Origin of the sequence: Pseudomonas sp. dw_612 (genome assembly GCF_018449725.1) — a bacterium.
Taxonomy (GTDB): domain Bacteria; phylum Pseudomonadota; class Gammaproteobacteria; order Pseudomonadales; family Pseudomonadaceae; genus Aquipseudomonas.
Window position 1 is genome coordinate 55,937 of record NZ_JAAVVC010000011.1, and the last position, 21,814, is coordinate 77,750.

The following is a 21,814-nucleotide window of genomic DNA, read 5'->3' on the forward strand; positions in this document are numbered from 1 at the left end:
CCCCGCAAGGACGCGCCTGCTCGCAACGTGGACAAGTTGCCATAAATAACGGTTTTTCAGTGCAGATCGGCCAAAAAGGACGGTCACAGCGACCCAATAACATCCGCCGCCATAACTATGTACCACCTCGGCCTTCACTTGATCGCTTGTAATCGAGGCCCTGGGGAGGTTTATGTCAGCATTTCAGGTGCGCAGAGGGCTGACGGATTATTTGCCGCTGTTCCAGAGGACCCTCCGACCTATCTGGACAGCGAGGCGAAACTGATCGGAGTGATCCGTGAGAAGAACCCAAATCGCGAAATGATCCGGTCCGTCAATATCGCCACGACCATGCCCCTGCAACAGTTGCTCGGTGGTCGTCAAAGAATTTGGATACGACGGCGGAGAAAACGCCCTGCAAGTCCTGTGGAAATAACCTACAACTGCTGCAAATGCCCATAAAGCTTGGCGTACAAACCACCATCGGCAATCAGTTGCTGATGGTCGCCATCCTCGGCGATCCGCCCACCATCGAACACCAACACCCGGTCGGCCTGTTTCACGGCGGACAGTCGGTGGGCAATGATCAGGGTGGTGCGTTCACTGAGGAAACGCGCCAGTGCCTCGTGCAGGTTGTATTCGGTGGCGGCATCCAGCGCCGAGGTGGCCTCGTCGAGAATCACCACCTTCGGTTGCGCCAGCACCATCCGCGCAATGGCCAGGCGTTGACGCTGGCCACCGGACAAACGCACGCCGGAACGCCCGACCACACTGTCCAGGCCCTGGGGCAAGGCGCGCACGGTGCCATCGAGCTGAGCGATTTCCAGGGCCTGCCAGCACGCGTCATCGCCGCGTTCGCGGCCCATGGTCAGGTTGGCCCGGATGGTGTCGTTGAACAGCGCCGGATGTTGCAACACCACGGCGACGTTTTCCCGCACGGTTTCCAGGCCGATCTCTTCTTGTGTCGCGCCGCCAAAGCGAATCGTCCCCGCCAGCGGCGTGTACAAGCCCAGCAGCAATTGCACCAGGGTGCTTTTGCCGCCACCGCTGGCACCGACGATCGCGACTTTTTCACCGGGGGCGATGCTCAGGTTCATCTGGTCCAGCACCAGCTCATCGCCATAACTGAAACACAGGCCCTGAACCTCGATGCCCACGGTGTTGCGGCCCTGGAACGGATCGACGCCACCGGGGTATTGCGGCTCGTCGGCGCGGGCCAGCAACTCATTGATCCGCGACAGCGCACCGCCAGCGGCGTAATAGGCGTATTGCAGGTTCAGCAGTTGCTCCACCGGACCGATCATGAACCACAGGTAACTGAACACCGCGAGCATCTGGCCGATGGACAAGTCGGAAAACAGCACCGTGAGCATGGCCGCGGCGCGGAAAATATCGATGCCGAACTGGAACAACAAGCCGCTGGCGCGGTTCGACGCATCGGTTTTCCACTGCGAGTTCACCGCGTAATCCCGCACTTCCCGGGCACGCTGGCCGAGCCGTCCGAGGAAAAAGCCCTGGCGGTTGCCGGCGCGCACTTCCTGGATTGAATCCAGGGTTTCGGTCAACGCTTGAGTGAAGCGCGAGGTGCTGTCGTTCTCGAGTTTTTTCAGGTGCTTGACCCGTTTGCCCAGCTGCACCGTGGCGTAGATCACCAGCGGGTTGAACAACATGATCAGCAGCGCCAGTTTCCAGTGCATCCACACCAGAATGCTCGCGGTGCCGACCAGGGTCAGCATCGCCACGAGGAAACGACTGAGGGTTTCGCCGACAAACTTGTCGAGGGTGTCCAGGTCGGTGACCAGGTGCGTGGTCACCGTGCCGCTGCCCAGACTTTCGTATTCACCCAGGGAAATGCGCTTGAGCCGTTCGATCAGCCGCACGCGGATGCGGTAGACGATGTCCTTGGCCAGCGCCGCAAACAATTTGGCCTGCACCACGTTGAACAGCAACGCGCCACAGCGCAGGACAAAGGTCACCAGCAACATCAGGCCGATGTAACCGGCGGCTTTCTGCCAGGCATCGGGCAGTGCGTGGTTCATGATCTTCAGCGCGGAATCGCCGTGACCCAGCAGCACTTCGTCCACCAGCAACGGCAACAGCAGTGGAATTGGCACGCTGCACAGGGTCGCCAGCACGGCCACGCCGTTGGCGATCCACAGGGATTTTTTGTGATGCAGGGCCAGTCGGCGGATTTCCGCCCAGCTCAGTCGATCGGTACGCGGGACTGCGGGTGCGTCATCGGGCAGATCATGCACAGGCAGCGCGCTCCAGCCAGCGGCCGAGCAGCGGTGACAGGACACTCAAGGGTTGATAACCGTTGGTCAGCAGCGCCAGTTGCCCGTCGCGCTCGGCGAGCAAGGTTGGAAACCCGGCGATGCCGAGGTCCTGGACCCAGGTGAAATCAGCAGCGGTGGCAGCGTGCTGGTCGGCGCGATCGAACGCGGCGGCGAACTCGATGCGCGGCAAACCGGCCTGCTCCGCCAACTCCACCAGCACGCTGGCGTGGGTGACGTCGCGACCTTCGGCGTAGAACGCGTGCTGGATCAGCCCGAGCAGTTTCCACGCACAGTCCGGCGCCAGGCTGCGCGCGGTCACTAATGCCCGGCACGCCGGCTCGGTGTCGTAGACAAAGCCGTCAGGCAACGCGCCTTCGCGCTTGAACGGCTGGCCGGTGGCCTCGGTGACCGCCTGCCAGTGCTCAAGAATGTAGCGCCGGGTGGTCGGCTCCAGTGCCGCGCCACTGCCGGTACGCAAACCGCCCACCACCAGATGCAACTCAACGCCCGCCGCTTGCGCCTGCTCGACCAACGCTGCAGCCACCGGCGCAAAGCCCCAGCACCAGGAACACATCGGGTCCATCACATAGAGCAGGCGGCGAGCAGACATGGATTCAAGCCTCGGAAGGGGTTTGCTTGTAGTTGTAACCGATCGGGTGCGGCAAATTGCGCGCCTTGGCCAGTTCGATCTGCTTCTGCCGGTCGATGGCGCTACGACGGGTTTTATCGCTCAGCTTATCCCAGCAATGCGGGCAACTGATGCCGGCCACGTAGTGCTCGGATGCGCGGTCTTCGACGCTGATCGGTGTACGACAGGCATGACACTGATCGTAGTCGCCTTCGCTCAAATCGTGGCGCACGGTCACGCGGTTGTCGAACACGAAGCAGTCGCCCTGCCACTTGGTCTCTTCCTGCGGCACCTCTTCGAGGTACTTCAGAATGCCGCCCTTGAGGTGATAGACCTCGTCGAAGCCCTGGCTGAGCATGTAGCTCGATGCCTTTTCACAACGAATGCCACCGGTGCAGAACATCGCGACTTTCTTGTGCACGGCCGGGTCGAAGTGTTCTTTGATGTAGTCGGGGAATTCGCGAAAACTGGTGGTTTTCGGATCGATGGCGCCTTCGAAGGTGCCGATCGCGACTTCGTAGTCGTTGCGGGTGTCGATCAGCAGCACTTGCGGGTCGCTGATCAGCGCGTTCCAGTTCTGCGGATCGACGTAGGTGCCGACGGCTTTGTTCGGGTCTACGCCTTCGACGCCGAGGGTGACGATTTCTTTCTTGAGCTTGACCTTGGTGCGGTAGAACGGCTGGTCGTCGCAGTACGATTCTTTGTGATCGATATCGTCCATGCGCGGGTCGTTCTTGAGCCAGGCCATCAACCCGTCGATGCCTTCGCGGCTGCCGGAGACGGTGCCGTTGATGCCTTCTTCGGCGATCAGCAGTGTGCCTTTGACGCCGTTGTCGACCATCGCTTGCAGCAATGGCTCGCGCATCTCGACGTAGTTTTCCAGGGTGACGAACTTATACAGTGCCGCCACGACAATCTGTTGTGTCATGGGTGATTCTCCAGGTGGCTACCCTCGTAAGGGGTGAACCGGATGCGAAAAAAAACGCGCCGGGTAAGCGGCGCGTTGCGGATTCTAGCAAAAAAGATCGCAGCCTGCGGCAGCTCCTACAGGAGAACGCATTCCCATGTAGGAGCTGCCGAAGGCTGCGATCCTTTGATCTTAATGCTTACTGCCGCCAGCACAGGTCGGCGAGGCAGGAGCCGCGTCCATCTGTGCCCATTCCTCAGGCGTGTAGGTATGCAGCGCCAACGCATGAAACTCGCCCATCAGCTCGCCGAGCGTGCCGTAGACCTTCTGGTGACGCTTGACGCGATTGAGCCCTTCGAACTGCTGGCTGACCACCACGGCCTTGAAGTGGGTCTGCAACCCACGGCTGTGCATGTGGCTTTCATCCAGCACTTGCAGGTGCTCGGGCTGCAACAGCCCCAGCGTCGATTCGATGCGTTGTTGCATGGTCATACCCGACTCCGCTTAAGGCTTTTTCTTGGCCGGAGCAGGAGCAGCAGCGCCAGCTTTAGGGTCCAGCTCGTTGGTCATGTCGGCCAACAGTTTGTTGACAACCGGCACCGCGCTTTCAAGCTTGGCCTGGGTCATCTGGGCCGATTGCTGGGTCAGCTGCGGCATTTTTTCCAGGACTTTCTTGCCCAGTGGCGACTGGTAGAACGCGACCAGGTCCTTGAGCTCGGATTCGCTGAAGTTGGTGGTGTACAGCTTGACCATGTCCGGCTTCAGCTTGTTCCAGCCAATGGCTTGGTCCAGAGCGGCGTTGGCCTTGGCCTGGTAGGTTTCCAGCAGGGCCTTTTTCGATTCAGGGGCTTTGGTCTGTTCAAAGCGCTGAGCGAACATTTGCTGCACTTGCATGTACACCGGAGTGCCCAATTTGTCAGCGTGCGCCAGAGTCAGGAAAGCTTCGGCACTGGCGTTGTGGCTGGCGGTATCGGCAAAAACAGGGCCGCTGGCGCAAACCAGTGCAACCGCGGTACAGATGGCACGAAGACGAGTCATCGAGTTTCCTTTTCTAGCAGGCGAGGTCGTTACCCCAAGGGCGACCATTCTGCACCTAAAAAAGTGTGTCACTCAACCCCAAGCCTTGTCGGGCCTGAATTAGAGGGGTTGAATGGTCAAAAAACAGACTGATGGAACCACGGCCGACGATCACGGCCTAAACTGCGCAATCAGACCTACAGGAGTGTGACCGATGAGCCGTATCGAAACCGACAGCCTTGGTGAAGTGGACGTCCCGGATGATGCCTACTGGGGCGCACAGACCCAACGTTCGCTGATCAACTTCGCCATCGGTCAGGAACGTATGCCCTTGGCGGTCCTGCACGCCCTGGCGCTGATCAAGAAGGCCGCGGCCCGGGTCAATGACCGCAATGGCGACGTGCCGGCGGACATCGCCCGGCTGATCGAGCAGGCCGCCGACGAGGTGCTCGCCGGCAGCCACGACGACCAGTTCCCGCTCGTGGTGTGGCAGACCGGCAGCGGCACCCAGAGCAACATGAACGTCAACGAAGTGATCGCCGGTCGCGCCAACGAACTGGCCGGCAACGCCCGCGGCGGCAAGTCGCCGGTGCATCCCAACGACCACGTCAACCGTTCCCAGAGTTCCAACGATTGCTTCCCCACCGCCATGCACATCGCCACCGTTCAGGCAGTACAGCAAAGCCTGTTGCCGGCGATCAGTGAGTTGTCCGGCGGACTGGCCGAACTGTCGGCGCGGCACATGAAACTGGTCAAGACCGGCCGCACCCACATGATGGATGCGACGCCGATCACCTTCGGCCAGGAACTCTCAGCCTATATCGCGCAACTGGATTACGCCGAACGGGCGATCCGCAGCGCCCTGCCACAAGTCTGTGAACTGGCCCAGGGCGGCACGGCGGTCGGCACCGGGCTCAACTCGCCCCACGGCTTTGGTGAGGCGATTGCCGCTGAATTGGCCGCGCTGTCCGGTTTGCCGTTCGTCACCGCGCCGAACAAATTCGCCGCCCTCGCCGGCCATGAACCCCTGACCACGTTGTCGGGCGCGCTGAAAACCCTGGCTGTGACGTTGATGAAAATCGCCAATGACCTGCGTTTGCTCGGCTCCGGGCCGCGCGCAGGTTTTGCCGAAGTGAAACTGCCGGCCAACGAGCCGGGCAGTTCGATCATGCCCGGCAAGGTCAATCCGACCCAGTGCGAAGCGCTGTCGATGTTGGCGTGCCAGGTGATGGGCAATGACGTGGCGATCGGCTTTGCCGCGAGTCAGGGGCATCTGCAATTGAACGTGTTCAAACCGGTGATCATCCATAACCTGCTGCAATCGATTCGCCTGCTGGCCGATGGCTGCAGCAACTTCCAGCAGCATTGCATCGCCGGGCTGGAACCGGACGCCGAGAAAATGGCGGAACACCTGGAACGTGGCTTGATGCTGGTGACGGCGTTGAATCCGCACATTGGCTACGACAAATCGGCGGAGATTGCCAAGAAGGCGTATGCCGAAGGGCTGACCTTGCGCGAGGCGGCGTTGCAGTTGGGGTATCTGACCGATGAGCAGTTTGATGCCTGGGTGCGGCCGGAGAATATGCTGGAGGCTGGGGCCAAGGGCTGAGATTGCAGTGAAGCGAAAAGATCGCAGCCTTCGGCAGCTCCTACAGGAGTTGTGTCGTTTACCGATTATCCGAACGCCACAAATCCTGTGGGAGCGTGGCTTGCCCGCGAAGAACGTTAACGCGGTCTAACTGGGGCCAAGGACTGAGATTGCATTGAAGCGAAAAGATCGCAGCCTTCGGCAGCTCCTACAGAGATCGGTGTAGGAGCTGCCGCAGGCTGCGATCTTTTGATTTTCAGGCCATTCGAATACGCCGCGCCCTGAGCCCCGCCATCAACGACGGTCCCAACGCCACCAGCGCCGAGCCCAGCACCACCAACACTGCCCCGCCATACCCCAGGCCATTGATCGTCTCGGCATGCACATATTCCGGCCATGCCCACGCCGCCACGGCCACCGCCACAAACGTCACCAGCGGCGTAATCGCCAACGTCGCACTGACCCGCGAAGCTTCCCAGTGCGCCAGCGCTTCGGCAAACGCGCCATAGGCGATCAAGGTGTTCAAGCAGCACGCGAGCAGCAGCCAGCCTTGTCTTGGGCTCAGGTTCAGCGCTTCCAGCGGATGCACCCACGGCGTCAGCAGCAACGCGCAGAACAGATAAATCACCATCATCACCTGCAACGAATTCCATACCGTCAGCAATTGTTTCTGGCCCAGGGCGTAGAACGTCCAGACCGTGGACGCTGCCAACACCATCAACACGCCGGCGGTGTAATCGGTCAGGGACGTGAGCAGTTCAGCCAGACGCTGATTGAAAAACAGCCCGAAGCCGATCAGCAGCACCAGCAGGCCAATTCCTTGCCCCACGCTGAAGCGTTCCTTGAACACAAACAGGCTGGCGATCAGCAACATGATCGGGCCCATCTGCACCACCAGTTGCGCGGTGCCGGGGCTGAGCAGGTTCAGGCCCATCAGGTACAGCACGTAGTTACCGACGAGCCCGAGCACCGCCATCAGCACCAGCCAACCGCCCTTCGGACCGAGCACTTTGCGGCTTGGCAGACGCTGGGTCGCCGCCAGATACAGGAACAGGCAACCGCCGGACACTAGCAAGCGAAACCAGGTCACCGTCACCGGGTCCATCACTTGCAGCACTTGCTTGAGTTTGATCGGCAGGATTCCCCACAGCAGTGCGGTCAGCAACGCCAGGAACAGACCGTACGCCCAGCGACCCGATGAAATATGCATGCTGACCCCGAAGCCCAATGGCGAAATTGCCATTCTAGGCGCAGCGCCGTGTGGCACACAGGGACAGTTGTGGGTTAGCCGCAAATGAAACTGTACAGGTCGCAACGCTTAATTGACGAAATGCCGTCGATCAGCTCGCCAGGCGCCGCAAGACCTTCAGAACTAAGCTCATTGGATTCGCCAACAGGAGATCGCCATGTACGGCGTGCGCGCCCAGGACAACGGCCCCGCCACGCACTTTCGCAGTGACCGGATGTGTCGTGTGAATGGGGAGTTGTATTTCAGCACTCGGGAAAACACCCTCGAAGGGCCGTTCGACAACCCCGAAGCGGCGGCGCGGGAGATTCAGGCGTATATCGAGCGGATGCAGTTGCAGAGCAAGAACCGGTAGACCGAGGCGTCTGCATCGCGGGCAAGCCTTGCTCCTACAGGGTTCGCGTAGATTCTGCAGGAGCAAGGCTTGCCCGCGATAACCATTCAACAGACAACCCAAATCCTGCGGTTTAACGCACCGCCTCAAACAACCCCGTTGCCCCCATCCCACCGCCCACGCACATGGTCACCACGCCATAACGCAAGTCGCGCCGTTGCAGCTCGCGCACAATATGCCCAACCTGTCGCGACCCGGTCATGCCGAACGGATGGCCAATGGAAATCGACCCACCATTGACGTTGTATTTCGCGTTATCGATTTCCAGCCGATTGCGGCTGTACAGGCACTGGGACGCGAACGCTTCGTTGAGTTCCCACAAATCGATATCGGCAACCTGCAAGCCCTTGGCTTTGAGCAACTTCGGCACCGAGAACACCGGGCCGATGCCCATTTCATCCGGCGCACAACCGGCGACGGTGAAACCACGGAAGAACGCTTTCGGCTTCAACCCCAGTTCCAGGGCTTTTTCCAGGCTCATGATCAGGGTCATGGACGCACCGTCCGACAACTGTGATGAGTTGCCCGCCGTCACCGAACCGTCCTCGGCAAACACCGGTTTCAACCCGGCGAGGCTTTGCAGGGTGGTGTCCGGGCGGTTGCAGTCATCGTGATCAACCACGCCGTCAAGGATCTGCACCTGGCCGGTAGCCTTGTCTTCAACCCGGTACTTGACCACCATCGGCACGATTTCATCGTCAAACAAACCGGCTGCCTGGGCTAACGCCGTGCGTTGCTGGCTCTGTAATGCGTAAAGATCCTGCTCTTCGCGGCTGACGTTGTAGCGTCGGGCGACGATTTCCGCCGTTTGCCCCATCGGGAAATAGATGCCCGGCACCTGCTCCTTGAGCAACGGGTTGATCACGTTGTCGGTGTTGACGCTTTTCATGGTCAGGCTGATGGACTCGACGCCACCGGCCACAATGATGTCGCTGCAACCCGAGGCGATCTGGTTCGCAGCAATCGCGATGGCTTGCAAACCCGAGGAACAGAAACGATTGAGGGTCATGCCGGCGGTGCCGATGCCCAAGCGCGAGAGCACCGCGACGTTACGCCCGATGTTGTAGCCCTGGGCGCCTTCGTTGGAGCCGGCGCCGACGATGCAATCCTCGACGCTGGCCGGGTCGATGGCGTTGCGCGACAACAATGCGTTGACACAATGCGCCGCCATGTCGTCCGGGCGGGTCTGATTGAACTTGCCGCGAAAGGATTTGGCCAGGCCGGTCCGTACGCTGTCGACGATCACCACTTCACGCATGGCATACCTCATTGTTGTTGTCGGTTGAGAGTGGACCGAGCATAAGTCCACCCCATTGCCGACCGCGACAATCATTCACCCCGCGTATGCGCAACCATCGCCCTACTTCTTGTGCTTCCTGGCCTTTTTGTCGGCCTTTTCGAACGCTTCTTCCAGCGCCCGGTTGATCGTGCGCAACACTTTGACCCGCGCCCAGCGCTTGTCATTGGCCTCGACCAGGGTCCAGGGCGAAATCTCGGTGCTGGTGCGATCGACCATGTCGCCGACTGCGGCGCGGTAGGCGTCCCACTTGTCGCGGTTGCGCCAGTCGTCTTCGGTGATCTTGAAGCGTTTGAAGGGGATTTCTTCGCGAGACTGGAAGCGTTCCAGTTGGGTCTGTTTGTCGATGGCCAGCCAGAACTTGACCACGATGACGTGGGACTCGGAGATCTGCTCTTCGAAATCGTTGATTTCGCTGTAGGCCCGCAGCCAGTCCGCTGGCGGGCAGAACCCCTCGATGCGCTCCACCAGCACCCGGCCGTACCAGGAACGGTCAAACACAGTGAATTTGCCCTTGGCTGGGAGGTGACGCCAGAATCGCCACAGATACGGTTGCGCCCGCTCCTCTTCGGTCGGCGCGGCGATCGGCACGATGCTGTATTGCCGTGGATCGAGAGCCGCCGCGACCCGCCGAATCGCCCCGCCCTTGCCCGCTGCATCATTGCCTTCGAACACCGCGACCAGAGCGTGCTGACGCATGCGCTTATCACGCATCAGGCCAGAGAACCGCGCCTGCTCGGTAATCAGTTGTTCTTCGTAATCGTCTTTTTCCAGGTGCTGGGTCAAATCCAGGCTGTCGAGCAAGTTCAGTTGATCGACATGGATCGGCAACGGCGCGGCGTTGACTTGGTCGGGATGAATCTTGGGACGCTTCAACGCATCCTGCAGGCCTTCGAGCAAGATCTTGCCCACCGCCAGGCTGCGGTAATGCGGGTCAACACCTTCGATCACATGCCACGGCGCATAGTCGCGACTGGTGCGGCGCAACACGCGTTCGCCATACTTCACGAATTTGTCGTAGGTCTGGGATTGCTGCCAGTCCAGCGGGCTGATACGCCAACTGTGCAACGGGTCGTCAGCCAGTGCCTTGAGGCGCGCCTTCATTTGTTTTTTGGAGAGATGGAACCAGAACTTGAAGATCAGCGCGCCTTCGTCGCAGAGCATTTTTTCAAAGCGTTCGGACTGGTTGATCGCCTGATCCAGCACCGCATCCTTGAACAAACCGTGCACCCGCCCTTGCAGCATCTGGCTGTACCAGTTGCCGAAGAAAATCCCCATGCGGCCCTTGGCCGGGAGCATCCGCCAATAGCGCCAGGCCGGTGGCCGCGCGAGCTCTTCGTCGGTCTGCTGGTCGAAGGTGCGCACCTCGATCAGGCGCGGGTCCATCCACTCGTTGAGCAACTTGACCGTCTCGCCCTTGCCGGCGCCTTCGATGCCATTGATCAAAATGATCACCGGAAAACGTTTTTGCTGCTGAAGTTCGAACTGCGCCTCAAGCAAAGCTTCGCGCAGGGCCGGCACTTCGGCGTCGTAGGTTTCTTTGTCGATGGCGTGACCGATTTCGGCAGATTCGAACATGGGCGGCTCCGTTCCTAGATTGAGCAAGACTAGCGGATTGACCTCTCGTGCGGGGAGAAGATCAAAATCAAAATCAAGATCAAAAGATCGCAGCCTCGTTCCCTGTAGGAGCTGTCGAGTGCAACGAGGCTGCGATCTTTTGATCTTGCTCTGCATTTTCCTCATCTGGCCTGCACCCACACTTGCCATGGATCAAGCACACCCCCACCAATCAGCTAGAATGCCCGCCTTGTCGTTGCCGAGCCTGCCATGAACCCTGAAATGCCCCACGCCCAGCTCGACTGGGACGACCAGGGACGTCCGCACTCGCGGGTGTTCGATGATGTGTATTTTTCCGACCTGTCCGGTCTGGAGGAAACCCGTTATGTGTTCATCGAACAAAACCGCCTGAAGGAGCGCTTTGCCGCGCTGCCCGCCGAGGGCCATTTTGTGATTGGCGAGACCGGTTTCGGCACCGGGCTGAATTTCCTCTGCGCCTGGCAACTGTTCGAAGAACAGGCCGTGGCCGGTGCGCGTCTGCATTTTGTCAGCGTGGAAAAGTACCCGCTGGCCGCCCCGGACCTGGCGCGGGCGCTGGCCTTGTGGCCGGAACTCAAGCCCTTTGCCGATCAGTTGCTGACCCAGTACGTGGCGATTCATCAAGGCTTCCAACACCTGGTGCTGGATAACGGTCGGGTAACCCTGACGCTATTGATCGGCGATGCGCTGGAGCAGTTGCCGCAACTGGACGCGCAGATCGATGCGTGGTTTCTCGACGGCTTCGCCCCGGCGAAAAACCCCGACATGTGGACCGCCGAGCTGTTCGCCGAACTGGCGCGCCTGGCCGCCCCCGATTCGACCATCAGCACCTTTACCAGCACCGGTTGGGTCCGGCGTCTGCTCAACGCGGCGGGCTTCAAAATGAAGCGCACGCCGGGCATCGGCCACAAATGGGAAATCCTGCGCGGCGCGTTTCTGGGCTGGCCCGCCGAGACGTCTGCACCCGCCGTCGCCAAGCCGTGGTTCGCCCGCCCGCCCGCGCATAAAGGCGAGCGTCGCGCTCTGGTGATCGGTGCGGGCCTGGCCGGTTGCGCCAGTGCGGCCAGCCTCGCAACCCGGGGCTGGCAGGTGAGTTTGCTCGAACGGCATGACGGGATCGCGCAAGAAGCCTCGGGCAACCCACAAGGTGTGCTGTACCTGAAACTGTCGGCCCATGGCACCGCACTGTCGCAATTGATTGTCAGCGGTTTCGGCCACACCCGGCGGGTGCTCGAACACTTGCATCGCGGAGTCGACTGGGACGGCTGCGGGGTGCTGCAACTGGCGTTCAATGCCAAGGAAGCCGAGCGTCAGGCACAATTGGCGGCGGCGTTTCCTGAAGACCTGCTGCACGTACTGGATCAACCACATGCCGAGGCGCGGGCCGGCATTGCGTTGGCCCATGGCGGGTTGTTCTATCCCGAAGGTGGCTGGGTGCATCCGCCGGCGCTGTGCCAATGGCAGGCTTCACATTCCAACGTTCAACTGCTGCCACATGGTGACGTGTTGCAGTTGCGCAAGGTCGACGGCCAGTGGCAAGCCAGGGACGGCGACACCTTGCTCGCCAGCGCACCAGTGGTGGTGCTGGCCGGCGCCGCCGAGATCAAACGGTTTACGCAAAGTGCAGACCTGCCGCTCAAGCGCATTCGCGGGCAAATCACCCGGTTGGCGCAAACCCGCGAGAGCCAGAGCCTGGCCACGGTGGTGTGCGCCGAAGGGTATGTCGCACCGGCGCGGCTGGGCGAACACACCCTGGGCGCCAGTTTCGACTTCACCAGCGATGACCTGACGCCGACCACCGCCGAGCACTTGGGCAACTTGCAATTGCTGGAAGAGATTTCCAGCGATCTGGTCACCCGTCTGCACGCCGATCAACTGGACGCCGAACAGCTGCAAGGCCGTGCGGCGTTCCGTTGCACCAGTCCCGACTACCTGCCGATTGTCGGCCCGCTGGCGGATGGCCCGGCGTTCAACCTGGCCTATACCGCCCTGGCCAAGGACGCCCGACAAGTGCCGGATGTCCCGTGCCCTTGGCTCGAAGGTTTGTACGTCAACAGTGGTCACGGCTCACGGGGGCTGATCACTGCGCCGCTGTCCGGCGAGTTGCTGGCCGCTTGGCTGGATAACGAACCGTTGCCCCTGCCACGCGCCGTGGCTGAGGCCTGTCATCCGAACCGCTTTGCCTTGCGCCGATTGATCCGCGGCAGTTGAATCAAACCTCGGCGATCGCACACAAACCGAGGTCGACCCGTTTCAAGGCCTCGTCCGTCAAGCGCTCCAGCAGCTTTGTCTCGGCCAGATCGCGTTCTTTGTTAATGGCCTCGACCTGCCCACGGTAATCGGCATCCTTCAGGGTCGGGGCCGTATCAAACACCTTGCTCAACCGAGTCTGAAACGGCGCATTCATCGTCGAAAACGCCTTGGGCGAATGCTGTTTCAAGTAATCGGCCCAGAAGTATTGCTTCGCCAGGGACCCGCGCAACGCCGGGGAAAGCTCGGCGGCGAGGATCTGGCTTTTTGCAGCCGCGATGTCGGTGGGGGTCACATCGCCGAGGGAAGAAAAACGCATGTACTTGGGCTGCCCCGGCAGTTCAAGATCCTCCGCCAGCCCCGTTCGAAAGGCCAGGTTGGCCTCCAGCGGGTCCACCGCCGGATGGGTGGTTTTATGTTCCAGGGCGATGGCATTCAACCGCTCGATTCGAAACAGCACGCGCCCCAATTGCAGCAATGGCTTCGCCGAGGCGGTGGTGGTGCCGGACAGACGCCGGACCTTGTCCACCTCCACCGCCACTTCGAGGTTGCTGAAATTCATGGCCGCCGTGTCCGTGCAATTGATCGGATTGGCCGCCTGATTGAGCACCTGGTCACGCAACGCCGCATCGTCATAAGCCGCCTCCAGCACCGACCAGACTCTGCCGGTCATGTCGTCACGCACGTATTCGCTGTCAGCGGTGTTCCCCAGTTCAGCCAGCAACTGGAACAGGCTTTCGGACTGTGGATCATCCTTGAACGCGTTCCAGATCTCGCCACGCCGGGTGTAAGTGACCGTGGTTTCCTCTGGCAGCCAAAGCGCCTTGGCGCTCTGTTCGTTCATGCGGGCGATGTCATCGTCGAAATAGCCCATGCCCACCCCGGTGTTATCCCGATAGGTCTCGAGCTTGATGCGACTGGCGTCGTCCAGGGTGTTGGTGCGCAGATTGATGCTTTTGCTGAAGCGCACGGGCACCTCGAACAGCCAGTCGGGCAGCGTCCTGATGGTGTTCTCGCGCAGGTCGACGAAGTTCAGATTCGGCAACCGGACCAGGCCTTTGGGCAGCTCCGTGGCCTGGGTATCTCGCAACGACAGCAGGCGCAGATCGAACATGTTGCTGACGTCAGGCGTGGCGCCCAATGCGTTCTTGCTCAGGTTCAACGATTGCAGCGAACGCATGGCCGCCAGTTTCACCAGCGTCGTCTCGGATAAGCGCAATCGGTTGTTGGCCAGGCTCAAGTGGATGAGTTTGGGCATCAGCGCCAGTTCTTCAGGCAGCGCTGTGACGTGGTTGCCATCCAGCTCCAGAGATTGAATGCCCTTGAAGGACGTCAGGAAGTGGGTCACTTCATCGCCCTGCGCCATGCCTTTCAATGACAGACGCTGCACATGACTGAAGTCGATATCGGCCGGCAGTACCGGCAGCTTGCCGACCCGCATCCCGTCCAGGCTAAGCCCCGGCACACTGCGCCCCTGCTCATCACGCAGCACTGCCACCCGCCGCCAACTGTTCTCGATGGCCTCGGCCACTTGGTGACGACTTTGCCGATACTCACTCAAGGCGCCCGGCAGTTTGCGCATTTCAGCGTCGTCATTGCGCCAGGTCTTGAGCGACCCGCGCAGGGACTTGAGTTGTGCCTGGCGCTGCTTGACTGCCGTCGCCCGGGTCAGGTGGTCAGTACCCAGCCCATCGAGCAGAGCATCGATCTGTTTATCGGTCAGCAGCGGATAGAGCTTTTTGACTTTGCGCAGCAACGCACGGGCATGGGTCGACGAAGGCTGCGCCGGGTCTGCCTGGACACAGGCGTTTGGCAGCTCGATATCCAAGGGTTTGCCCGCCAGTAAACGCGCGGATTGCGCACGTTCCTCCGTGGCCCGGGCCAGCAACTGGCCGCGCAACAGCTTGGCTTGCTCCGACGCCTGGTCGCCCAGCCCCATGGCCGTCCGTTGTGCGGTAGGCAGGGCTTGTACGATGGCTTCGTATATGGCGTCCGGGCCTTTTGTCACAGCGCCCAGCGACTTTGCATCGCTGCCAAACGCTTGGTAACCCGCCGCCGATTTGACGAGGGTACGCTTCAAAACGCTAGCTTGCGGCCCCATGCTCTGCAGCACTTTTCCGGTCATGGCGCCGTCACGTACTTCCAGCAACAATTTGTTGTCCCAGCCACGCAGGTGTTCGAGCAAGGCAATCGCCAGTTTTTCGGTATCGCCAGTGGCGATTTCTGGCAAGTAGAGCCCGCTGATGGCTTTGTCCAGCCGCACATCCGCCAAAGCGTCCCGGGATTTTTGCGCCAGCCCCATGGGCACACGCTGAGTGGCCCGCAAACGCAAACGCTCGACACTGCTGGCCTGATCGATCAGCTCCTGTGCCACGCCGGCGGGAAGTTGGGCAAATGCTTTTCTGACGATGGCCGCGTCACTCGCCGTGCTGACGTCATGCAACTCATACAGACGATTGAACAGCGGCAAACGCTCCTGTTTCAACGCGGCGCCAAGTTTTTTGGCCAGCGCATCAACTTCCTGCTCCGCGCTGGTTTTGGCACCGAGCAAGGTGTCCACCTCGCTCTGGTACAAACCCGCCACGACTTTCTCAAACAACTTGCCCTGGGCCACTTCCGTTTCAAGGACATCAACGGCCAGATCTTCATCAGCGACACGCGCGGTTTTCGGATACACGGCAGTGACCTTCAGGTCGCTTTCCAGCAACCGTATATAGCGCCCGGCCGGCCAGCCGCTCATCGAGGGCAAGGCATGCAGCTGTTCTGTCGCATGCAACGCGCTGCGCGGATCGCCGGTTTCCAGGGCGGCGATACAGTCACGAATTCGTTGCTCCAGGCGAAAACGCTCGATGCAGTCCTTCAACCGAGCGCTCAAGACCAGACTTTCTTCGTTGAGGTGATGAAGGTCGGGGACAGAAGTACCGGTAATACGTCGAATGTTTTCCACCCGGCTGTCCTCCAGCGCCGACAAGTGTGAATCGATGCGTTTGAGTGCATAGCTGCCTTCACGCCATTGATGCGGTTGCTCGAATGCCAACCGCCAGCCACGCTCGCCGTTGTGCGCCAGGATCGGAGAAAAGGCATCGACCCGCGCGGGATGACGAACCCGCCATTTTTTCAGCACTGGGTCGTAGTGAATTCGATAGGCGCTGTCGTCGATGCGGATATGCGGTTGCCCCTCGATCTGGTAGACGCCCTCTGCGTCGGCGGCGCGGCCACTCAGCGTGCTCAGGGGGCGCTGGTACGACTTGAGGTCGGTTTTCCACAGATGTGGCTTGTCGTTGCCGTCGGCCATGGATTCGAACTGGCTGAAGAACTCCGGGTGTTCGCGCACGGTTTTCCTGATCAGCGAAGAGACCACTTTGCCACCGGCCGCGAACGCCCCCATCAACGTGAGGTTTTCCGTAACACTGAGCAGGTGTGAAAGTGCCTCCTGCCTGTCGCCGTGCTGCCAGTCCCGGACCCCGTCATACACTTCGGACAGCAACATCCCGACGCTCACACCGATCATCAATTGCCCCAGCACCGGGACAAAAAATGCCGCGACATTGGCCACCGTCAGCCCCAGCTCAAGCAGGTTCTCCACGCGTTTCTTGCGCACTTCTTCATCGACATCCGCCGTGGGCACGACCGTCTGCCGCGCATCGATCTGCATCTTGCCGAGGGCACTCTGGATCATGAATTGAAACAGCGGCACCTCGATCGGCAGCGCTTTGAACGTGTCGAGCTGAGTAGCCTGTGCCGCTGACTTGAAGAACTCCAGCTTGTGGTCGTCTTCGATCCCGTGGGCGAAGTAGTCCTTGTAGCGGTTGACCTTCAATTTCAGCCCCAGATACAACTGGAACTCGGCGAAGGTCTTGTATTCGTAGAGCGGCCGCCCGGGTTCGTTGGGCATGTAGACGATGCACCATTCGGTCGGATAGGTCTGGACCGAACGTTTGGAGAACACCACCACGCCCCACACACAACTGCCGAACAATTCCATGCCCTGGATAATCAGCGGCGTGGTGCCGTGGGTTATTTTCTGAATGCCCTCTTCGCTACCTGTTCCGCTATGAGTACCTAGCGTCAGCAAGGTTTTATAGGCCGCTTCGGTGATGTGCCCTTTCAAAAAGGCCAGGTGCGCATCCACCCGGAGCTTCTTGACCTTGAGCCATTTCAGGTCATTGACAAGGCCGTCGGAGGTTGCCGGCAGGTTGAACACCTCGCGGATATGCGCCTGATAGCCTTGGCCCAGGTCGAGCTCTCGACACAACGTGGCAAATGCCTGAGGTGTCAGGCCCGCCAAACCTTTCGGGGTCGAGGCGATGTCAAGTGTGCTATCGGCCGGAAAACCGTCCGTTTCAGTTTCAGCGGTCGTGAAGTTTTGCATCGCCGCCTGAAGCAGGCTACGCCGGATCGCCGGGATTTTTTTCACGCCCTCGGTGGTTGTCGGGGTGCCTTCGCAGCCACAGTCGAAGCCGGGAAGCACCAGCGCGTCATTATTCACATCGAACGCCACGGGCCACTTCTTTGTCAGAGCGCTCGCCAGTTTCGAGGCACACCAGGTGTCCAGCGGTTGCAGCTTCTGCATCAGCAATTCGAACTTTTGCTGATAAGCCAGCAGCTCCCGTGCATCCGTGTCCAGGGCCGCGAGCACCGTCGAGGCGCCCTTGAGCAACCAGGCGGGAATCCCCTGCTGCAACGTTTCGGCGATCTCCAGATCCCCGGTGGCTTCCAGCAGCGCAGTGAGCGTTTCGGTGGGACTCAATGGCCGGCGCACCGGCGCCGGCGTTTGCGTGGTCAACATCAGCAATATTCCTTATTGCAGGTCAGTAGCCCTTAACCTATCGGCTCTGCATCAGGAAAAAAAACACGAATTGTGGTGCGTTCCGGCACTGCTTCGAGCAGTAACTTGCATGAGTCATATATCTATTTACCACCCGGCAGCCATCCGGTTGTGCCTGCCGTCCGTTACAGCCCAGCCCCGCTACTTATAACCGATCGATCTAAAACTCCCACCAACCCGCCGGGTCAGTTTCAGAGTACCCGCCGTTTTGGCGCGGTAGCGATTGACCCTCCCCAACGGAAAAACCGGTAAGGACTTTATGTGCGGATTAGCTGGCGAGTTACGCTTTGATCATCAACCTGCGGACCTCGCGGCCGTTGAACGAATCACCCATCACCTGGCCCCTCGCGGCCCGGATGCGTGGGGCTTTCACAGCCAGGGGCCGATTGCCCTGGGCCATCGTCGCCTGAAAATCATGGACCTGTCGGACGGCTCGGCGCAGCCGATGATCGACAACCAACTAGGCTTGTCCCTGGCCTTCAACGGCGCGATCTACAACTTCCCGGAACTGCGCACCGAGCTTGAAGCGCTTGGTTATGCCTTCTATTCCGGTGGCGACACGGAAGTGCTGCTCAAGGGCTATCACGCCTGGGGCGAAGCGCTGCTGCCAAAACTCAATGGCATGTTCGCCTTCGCCATCTGGGAACGCGACGCCAAACGCCTGTTCATTGCCCGCGACCGTCTCGGCGTGAAGCCGTTGTACCTGTCGCGCACCGGCCAGCGCCTGCGCTTTGCCTCAGCATTGCCGGCGTTGCTCAAGGGCGGCGATATCAGCCCGATGCTCGACCCGGTGGCGCTCAACCATTACCTGAATTTCCACGCGGTGGTCCCAGCCCCGCGCACCTTGATCGCCGGCATCGAAAAACTGCCACCCGCGACCTGGATGCGTATCGAGGCGGATGGCACCACCGAGCAGAAAACCTGGTGGACCCTGCCCTACGGCCCCCACGCCGACGAGATGAACCTGACCCTGGAAGACTGGCGCGACCGTGTGCTCGACAGCACCCGCGACGCGGTCGCCATCCGTCAGCGTGCTGCCGTGGATGTTGGTGTGCTGCTGTCCGGTGGTGTCGATTCGAGCATGCTCGTGGGCCTGTTGCGTGAAGTCGGCGTGGAAAACCTGTCGACCTTTTCCATCGGTTTCCAGGATGCCGGCGGCGAACGTGGCGACGAGTTCCAGTATTCGGACCTGATCGCCAAGCATTACGGCACCCAGCATCATCAGTTGCGCATTCAGGAAAGCGAGATCATCGAGCAACTGCCGGCGGCGTTCCGCGCCATGAGCGAGCCGATGGTCAGTCATGACTGCATTGCCTTCTATCTGTTGTCCCGTGAAGTGGCAAAGCACTGCAAAGTGGTGCAAAGCGGCCAGGGCGCGGATGAGCTGTTCGCCGGGTATCACTGGTATCCGCAAGTGGACGGTGCGGCCGATCCATACACGGCCTATCGCGATGCGTTTTTCGACCGCAGTTACGAAGACTACGCCGCCACCGTGCAGCCGAAATGGCTGACGGCGAATGACGCGGCCGGTGACTTCGTGAAGGAGCATTTCGCACAACCCGGCGCTGATGCGGCGGTGGACAAAGCGTTGCGTCTGGACAGCACAATCATGCTGGTGGACGACCCGGTCAAACGTGTCGACAACATGACCATGGCCTGGGGCCTGGAAGCGCGCACGCCGTTTCTCGACTATCGCCTGGTGGAATTGTCGGCCCGGGTGCCGGGTAAATTCAAACTGCCGGATGGCGGCAAACAAGTGCTCAAAGAAGCGGCGCGGCTGGTGATTCCAAGCGAAGTGATCGACCGCAAAAAGGGTTACTTCCCGGTGCCCGGCCTCAAGCATTTGCAAGGCGATACGCTGAACTGGGTGCGTGAACTGCTGCTCGATCCAAGCCAGGATCGCGGCTTGTTCAACCCGGCCATGCTCGACCGCCTGCTGACCGACCCGCAAGGCCAGTTAACCCCATTGCGCGGCTCCAAGCTGTGGCAATTGGCGGCGCTGAACCTGTGGCTCAGTGAACAAGGAATCTGATCGATGAAACCCCACGCCACGGCTTACAGCCAACGTTTGTTGCGCGGTCAGTCACCCTCCTACGAACGCTTGCAGGCGCGGCTGGCCGAAGATGGCAGCGAATTGGGCGCCGCGCCGATCGCGGTGCATTGCGGTTGGGGCCGGTTGCTGATCGGGCACACCTTTCCTGACGCGGCGAGCATCGCCCAGGAATTGCTCAACGAGCAGCCCGGCGAGCGCGATATCGCCCTGTATGTGGCAGCGCCCCAGCAAGTGTTGGGGCTGGAGCCGGCCCAGTTGTTTCTTGATCCGTCCGACACCTTGCGCCTGTGGTTCAGCGACTATCGTCAGTCGACCCGGGTGTTTCGCGGGTTCCGCATTCGTCGGGCGCAGAGCGACGCCGATTGGCAGGCGATCAATCTGCTGTATCAGGCACGCGGCATGTTGCCGATCGACCCGTCGTTACTGACCCCGCGTCATATGGGCGGCCCGGTGTATTGGCTGGCGGAAGACGAGGACAGCGGCGCGATCATTGGCAGCGTCATGGGCCTCAATCATCACAAGGCTTATAACGATCCCGAAAACGGCAGCAGCCTCTGGTGCCTGGCGGTCGATCCGCACTGTTCGCGGCCCGGTGTCGGCGAAGTGCTGGTGCGGCATCTGATCGAGCACTTCATGAGCCGTGGGCTGAGCTACCTCGATCTGTCGGTGTTGCACGACAACCGCCAGGCGAAAAGCCTGTACGCCAAGCTTGGCTTTCGTAACCTTTCGACCTTCGCCATCAAACGCAAGAACGGCATTAATCAGCCGTTGTTTCTCGGGCCGGGGCCGGAAGCCGAATTCAATCCGTACGCGCGGATCATTGTCGAGGAAGCCCATCGACGTGGCATTGACGTGCAGGTGGATGACGCCGATGCCGGGATGTTTACCCTCAGCCACGGCGGGCGCCGGGTGCGTTGCCGCGAATCCCTGAGCGACCTGACCAGCGCCATCAGCATGAGCCTGTGCCAGGACAAGAGCCTGACCCACAAGGTGCTGAAAGCCGCTGGCCTGAACCTGCCCTCCCAGCAACTGGCGGGTAACGGTGACGACAACCTGGCGTTTCTCGACGAGCACGAACGGGTGGTGGTCAAACCTCTGGATGGCGAACAGGGCCGGGGTGTGGCGGTGGATTTGCAGACGATTGAAGAGGTTCAGCAAGCCATCGAAACGGCGCGCCAGTTCGACACCCGCGTACTGCTGGAAAGCTTTCACGAAGGGCTGGATTTGCGGATTGTGGTGATCGGTTTCGAAGTGGTCGCCGCTGCGATTCGCCGGCCGGCGGAAGTGGTCGGTGACGGCCAGCATTCCATCCGTGCGTTGATCGAAGCCCAGAGCCGGCGACGTCAAGCGGCCACCAGCGGCGAAAGCAAAATCCCGATGGACCACGAAACCGAGCGCACCTTGCAGGCGGCGGGTTACGACTACGAAAGCATTCTGCCGGCCGGTGAGCATTTGTTCGTACGGCGTACGGCGAATCTGCATACCGGCGGCGTGCTGGAAGATGTCACCGCGATCCTGCACCCGACGCTGGTGGATGCCGCCGTACGCGCGGCGCGGGCGCTGGATATCCCGATGGTCGGGCTCGACCTGATGGTGCCGGCCGCCGACCAGCCGGAGTATGTGTTTATCGAAGCCAATGAACGCGCCGGCCTGGCCAACCATGAACCGCAGCCGACGGCGGAGCGGTTTGTGGATTTGTTGTTTCCGCATAGTCAGCCGGCGGTTTCTTAGTGATGTAGTGCCTGGACTGGCGCC

General features: G+C 60.6%; 14 protein-coding genes. 5 read left to right on the forward strand and 9 right to left on the reverse strand.

Features of this window, described 5'->3' with window-relative positions; genetic code table 11:
• Positions 1-416: 416 nt before the first annotated feature.
• From HB680_RS17870 to HB680_RS17890, 5 genes are all read right to left on the reverse strand, one after another.
• Complete coding sequence (locus HB680_RS17870; protein ID WP_213939910.1) at positions 417-2,234, reverse strand: ATP-binding cassette domain-containing protein; 1,818 nt, start codon at positions 2,232-2,234, stop codon at positions 417-419.
• Positions 2,227-2,829 carry a DsbA family protein gene (locus HB680_RS17875; protein WP_213940034.1) on the reverse strand — a complete coding sequence of 201 codons (603 nt, stop codon included), beginning with the start codon at positions 2,827-2,829 and terminating at the stop codon, positions 2,227-2,229. Before HB680_RS17875 ends, HB680_RS17870 begins: the two co-directional genes overlap by 8 nt.
• 40 nt (positions 2,830-2,869) lie before the next feature.
• Positions 2,870-3,811 (reverse strand): rhodanese-related sulfurtransferase, encoded by a 942-nt coding sequence (locus HB680_RS17880; protein WP_213939911.1) that lies wholly within the window; start codon positions 3,809-3,811, stop codon positions 2,870-2,872.
• Between the two features lie 171 nt (positions 3,812-3,982).
• A complete protein-coding gene (locus HB680_RS17885) occupies positions 3,983-4,282 on the reverse strand; it encodes a BolA family protein (protein ID WP_054051883.1) in 300 nt (99 codons plus the stop codon).
• A gap of 12 nt (positions 4,283-4,294) precedes the next feature.
• Positions 4,295-4,828, reverse strand: a complete 534-nt coding sequence (locus tag HB680_RS17890) for a DUF2059 domain-containing protein (RefSeq protein WP_213939912.1) — start codon at positions 4,826-4,828, stop codon at positions 4,295-4,297.
• Between the two features lie 193 nt (positions 4,829-5,021).
• On the opposite strand from HB680_RS17890, the gene HB680_RS17895 reads away from it, so the two are divergent.
• Complete coding sequence (locus HB680_RS17895; protein WP_213939913.1) at positions 5,022-6,416, forward strand: class II fumarate hydratase; 1,395 nt, start codon at positions 5,022-5,024, stop codon at positions 6,414-6,416.
• A 235-nt stretch (positions 6,417-6,651) separates the two neighbouring features.
• On the opposite strand, the gene HB680_RS17900 is transcribed toward HB680_RS17895, so the two are convergent.
• Positions 6,652-7,605, reverse strand: coding sequence for a DMT family transporter (locus HB680_RS17900; RefSeq protein WP_213939914.1), 954 nt, complete (start codon positions 7,603-7,605; stop codon positions 6,652-6,654).
• A 196-nt stretch (positions 7,606-7,801) separates the two neighbouring features.
• Between HB680_RS17900 and HB680_RS17905 the strand changes: the two genes are divergently transcribed.
• The gene (locus HB680_RS17905) at positions 7,802-7,996 is read left to right on the forward strand and encodes a DUF6316 family protein (protein ID WP_213939915.1); all 195 of its coding nucleotides are present in this window, start codon (positions 7,802-7,804) and stop codon (positions 7,994-7,996) included.
• Between the two features lie 112 nt (positions 7,997-8,108).
• Here the strand turns inward: HB680_RS17905 and HB680_RS17910 are convergent, their stop codons facing one another.
• A complete protein-coding gene (locus HB680_RS17910) occupies positions 8,109-9,293 on the reverse strand; it encodes a thiolase family protein (protein WP_213939916.1) in 1,185 nt (394 codons plus the stop codon).
• A 102-nt stretch (positions 9,294-9,395) separates the two neighbouring features.
• Positions 9,396-10,910, reverse strand: coding sequence for a polyphosphate:AMP phosphotransferase (gene pap / locus HB680_RS17915; protein WP_213939917.1), 1,515 nt, complete (start codon positions 10,908-10,910; stop codon positions 9,396-9,398).
• 249 nt (positions 10,911-11,159) lie between these two features.
• Between pap and mnmC the strand changes: the two genes are divergently transcribed.
• Positions 11,160-13,139, forward strand: coding sequence for a bifunctional tRNA (5-methylaminomethyl-2-thiouridine)(34)-methyltransferase MnmD/FAD-dependent 5-carboxymethylaminomethyl-2-thiouridine(34) oxidoreductase MnmC (gene mnmC, locus HB680_RS17920; protein ID WP_213939918.1), 1,980 nt, complete (start codon positions 11,160-11,162; stop codon positions 13,137-13,139).
• 1 nt (position 13,140) lies between these two features.
• Here the strand turns inward: mnmC and HB680_RS17925 are convergent, their stop codons facing one another.
• Positions 13,141-17,967, reverse strand: a complete 4,827-nt coding sequence (locus tag HB680_RS17925; protein WP_213939919.1) for an NEL-type E3 ubiquitin ligase domain-containing protein — start codon at positions 17,965-17,967, stop codon at positions 13,141-13,143.
• A gap of 298 nt (positions 17,968-18,265) precedes the next feature.
• Between HB680_RS17925 and HB680_RS17930 the strand changes: the two genes are divergently transcribed.
• Together HB680_RS17930 and ngg are read left to right on the forward strand one after the other, a co-directional pair.
• Positions 18,266-20,038 carry an N-acetylglutaminylglutamine amidotransferase gene (locus tag HB680_RS17930; protein ID WP_213939920.1) on the forward strand — a complete coding sequence of 591 codons (1,773 nt, stop codon included), beginning with the start codon at positions 18,266-18,268 and terminating at the stop codon, positions 20,036-20,038.
• A gap of 3 nt (positions 20,039-20,041) precedes the next feature.
• Positions 20,042-21,790 carry an N-acetylglutaminylglutamine synthetase gene (ngg, locus tag HB680_RS17935; RefSeq protein ID WP_213939921.1) on the forward strand — a complete coding sequence of 583 codons (1,749 nt, stop codon included), beginning with the start codon at positions 20,042-20,044 and terminating at the stop codon, positions 21,788-21,790.
• Positions 21,791-21,814 lie beyond the last annotated feature (24 nt).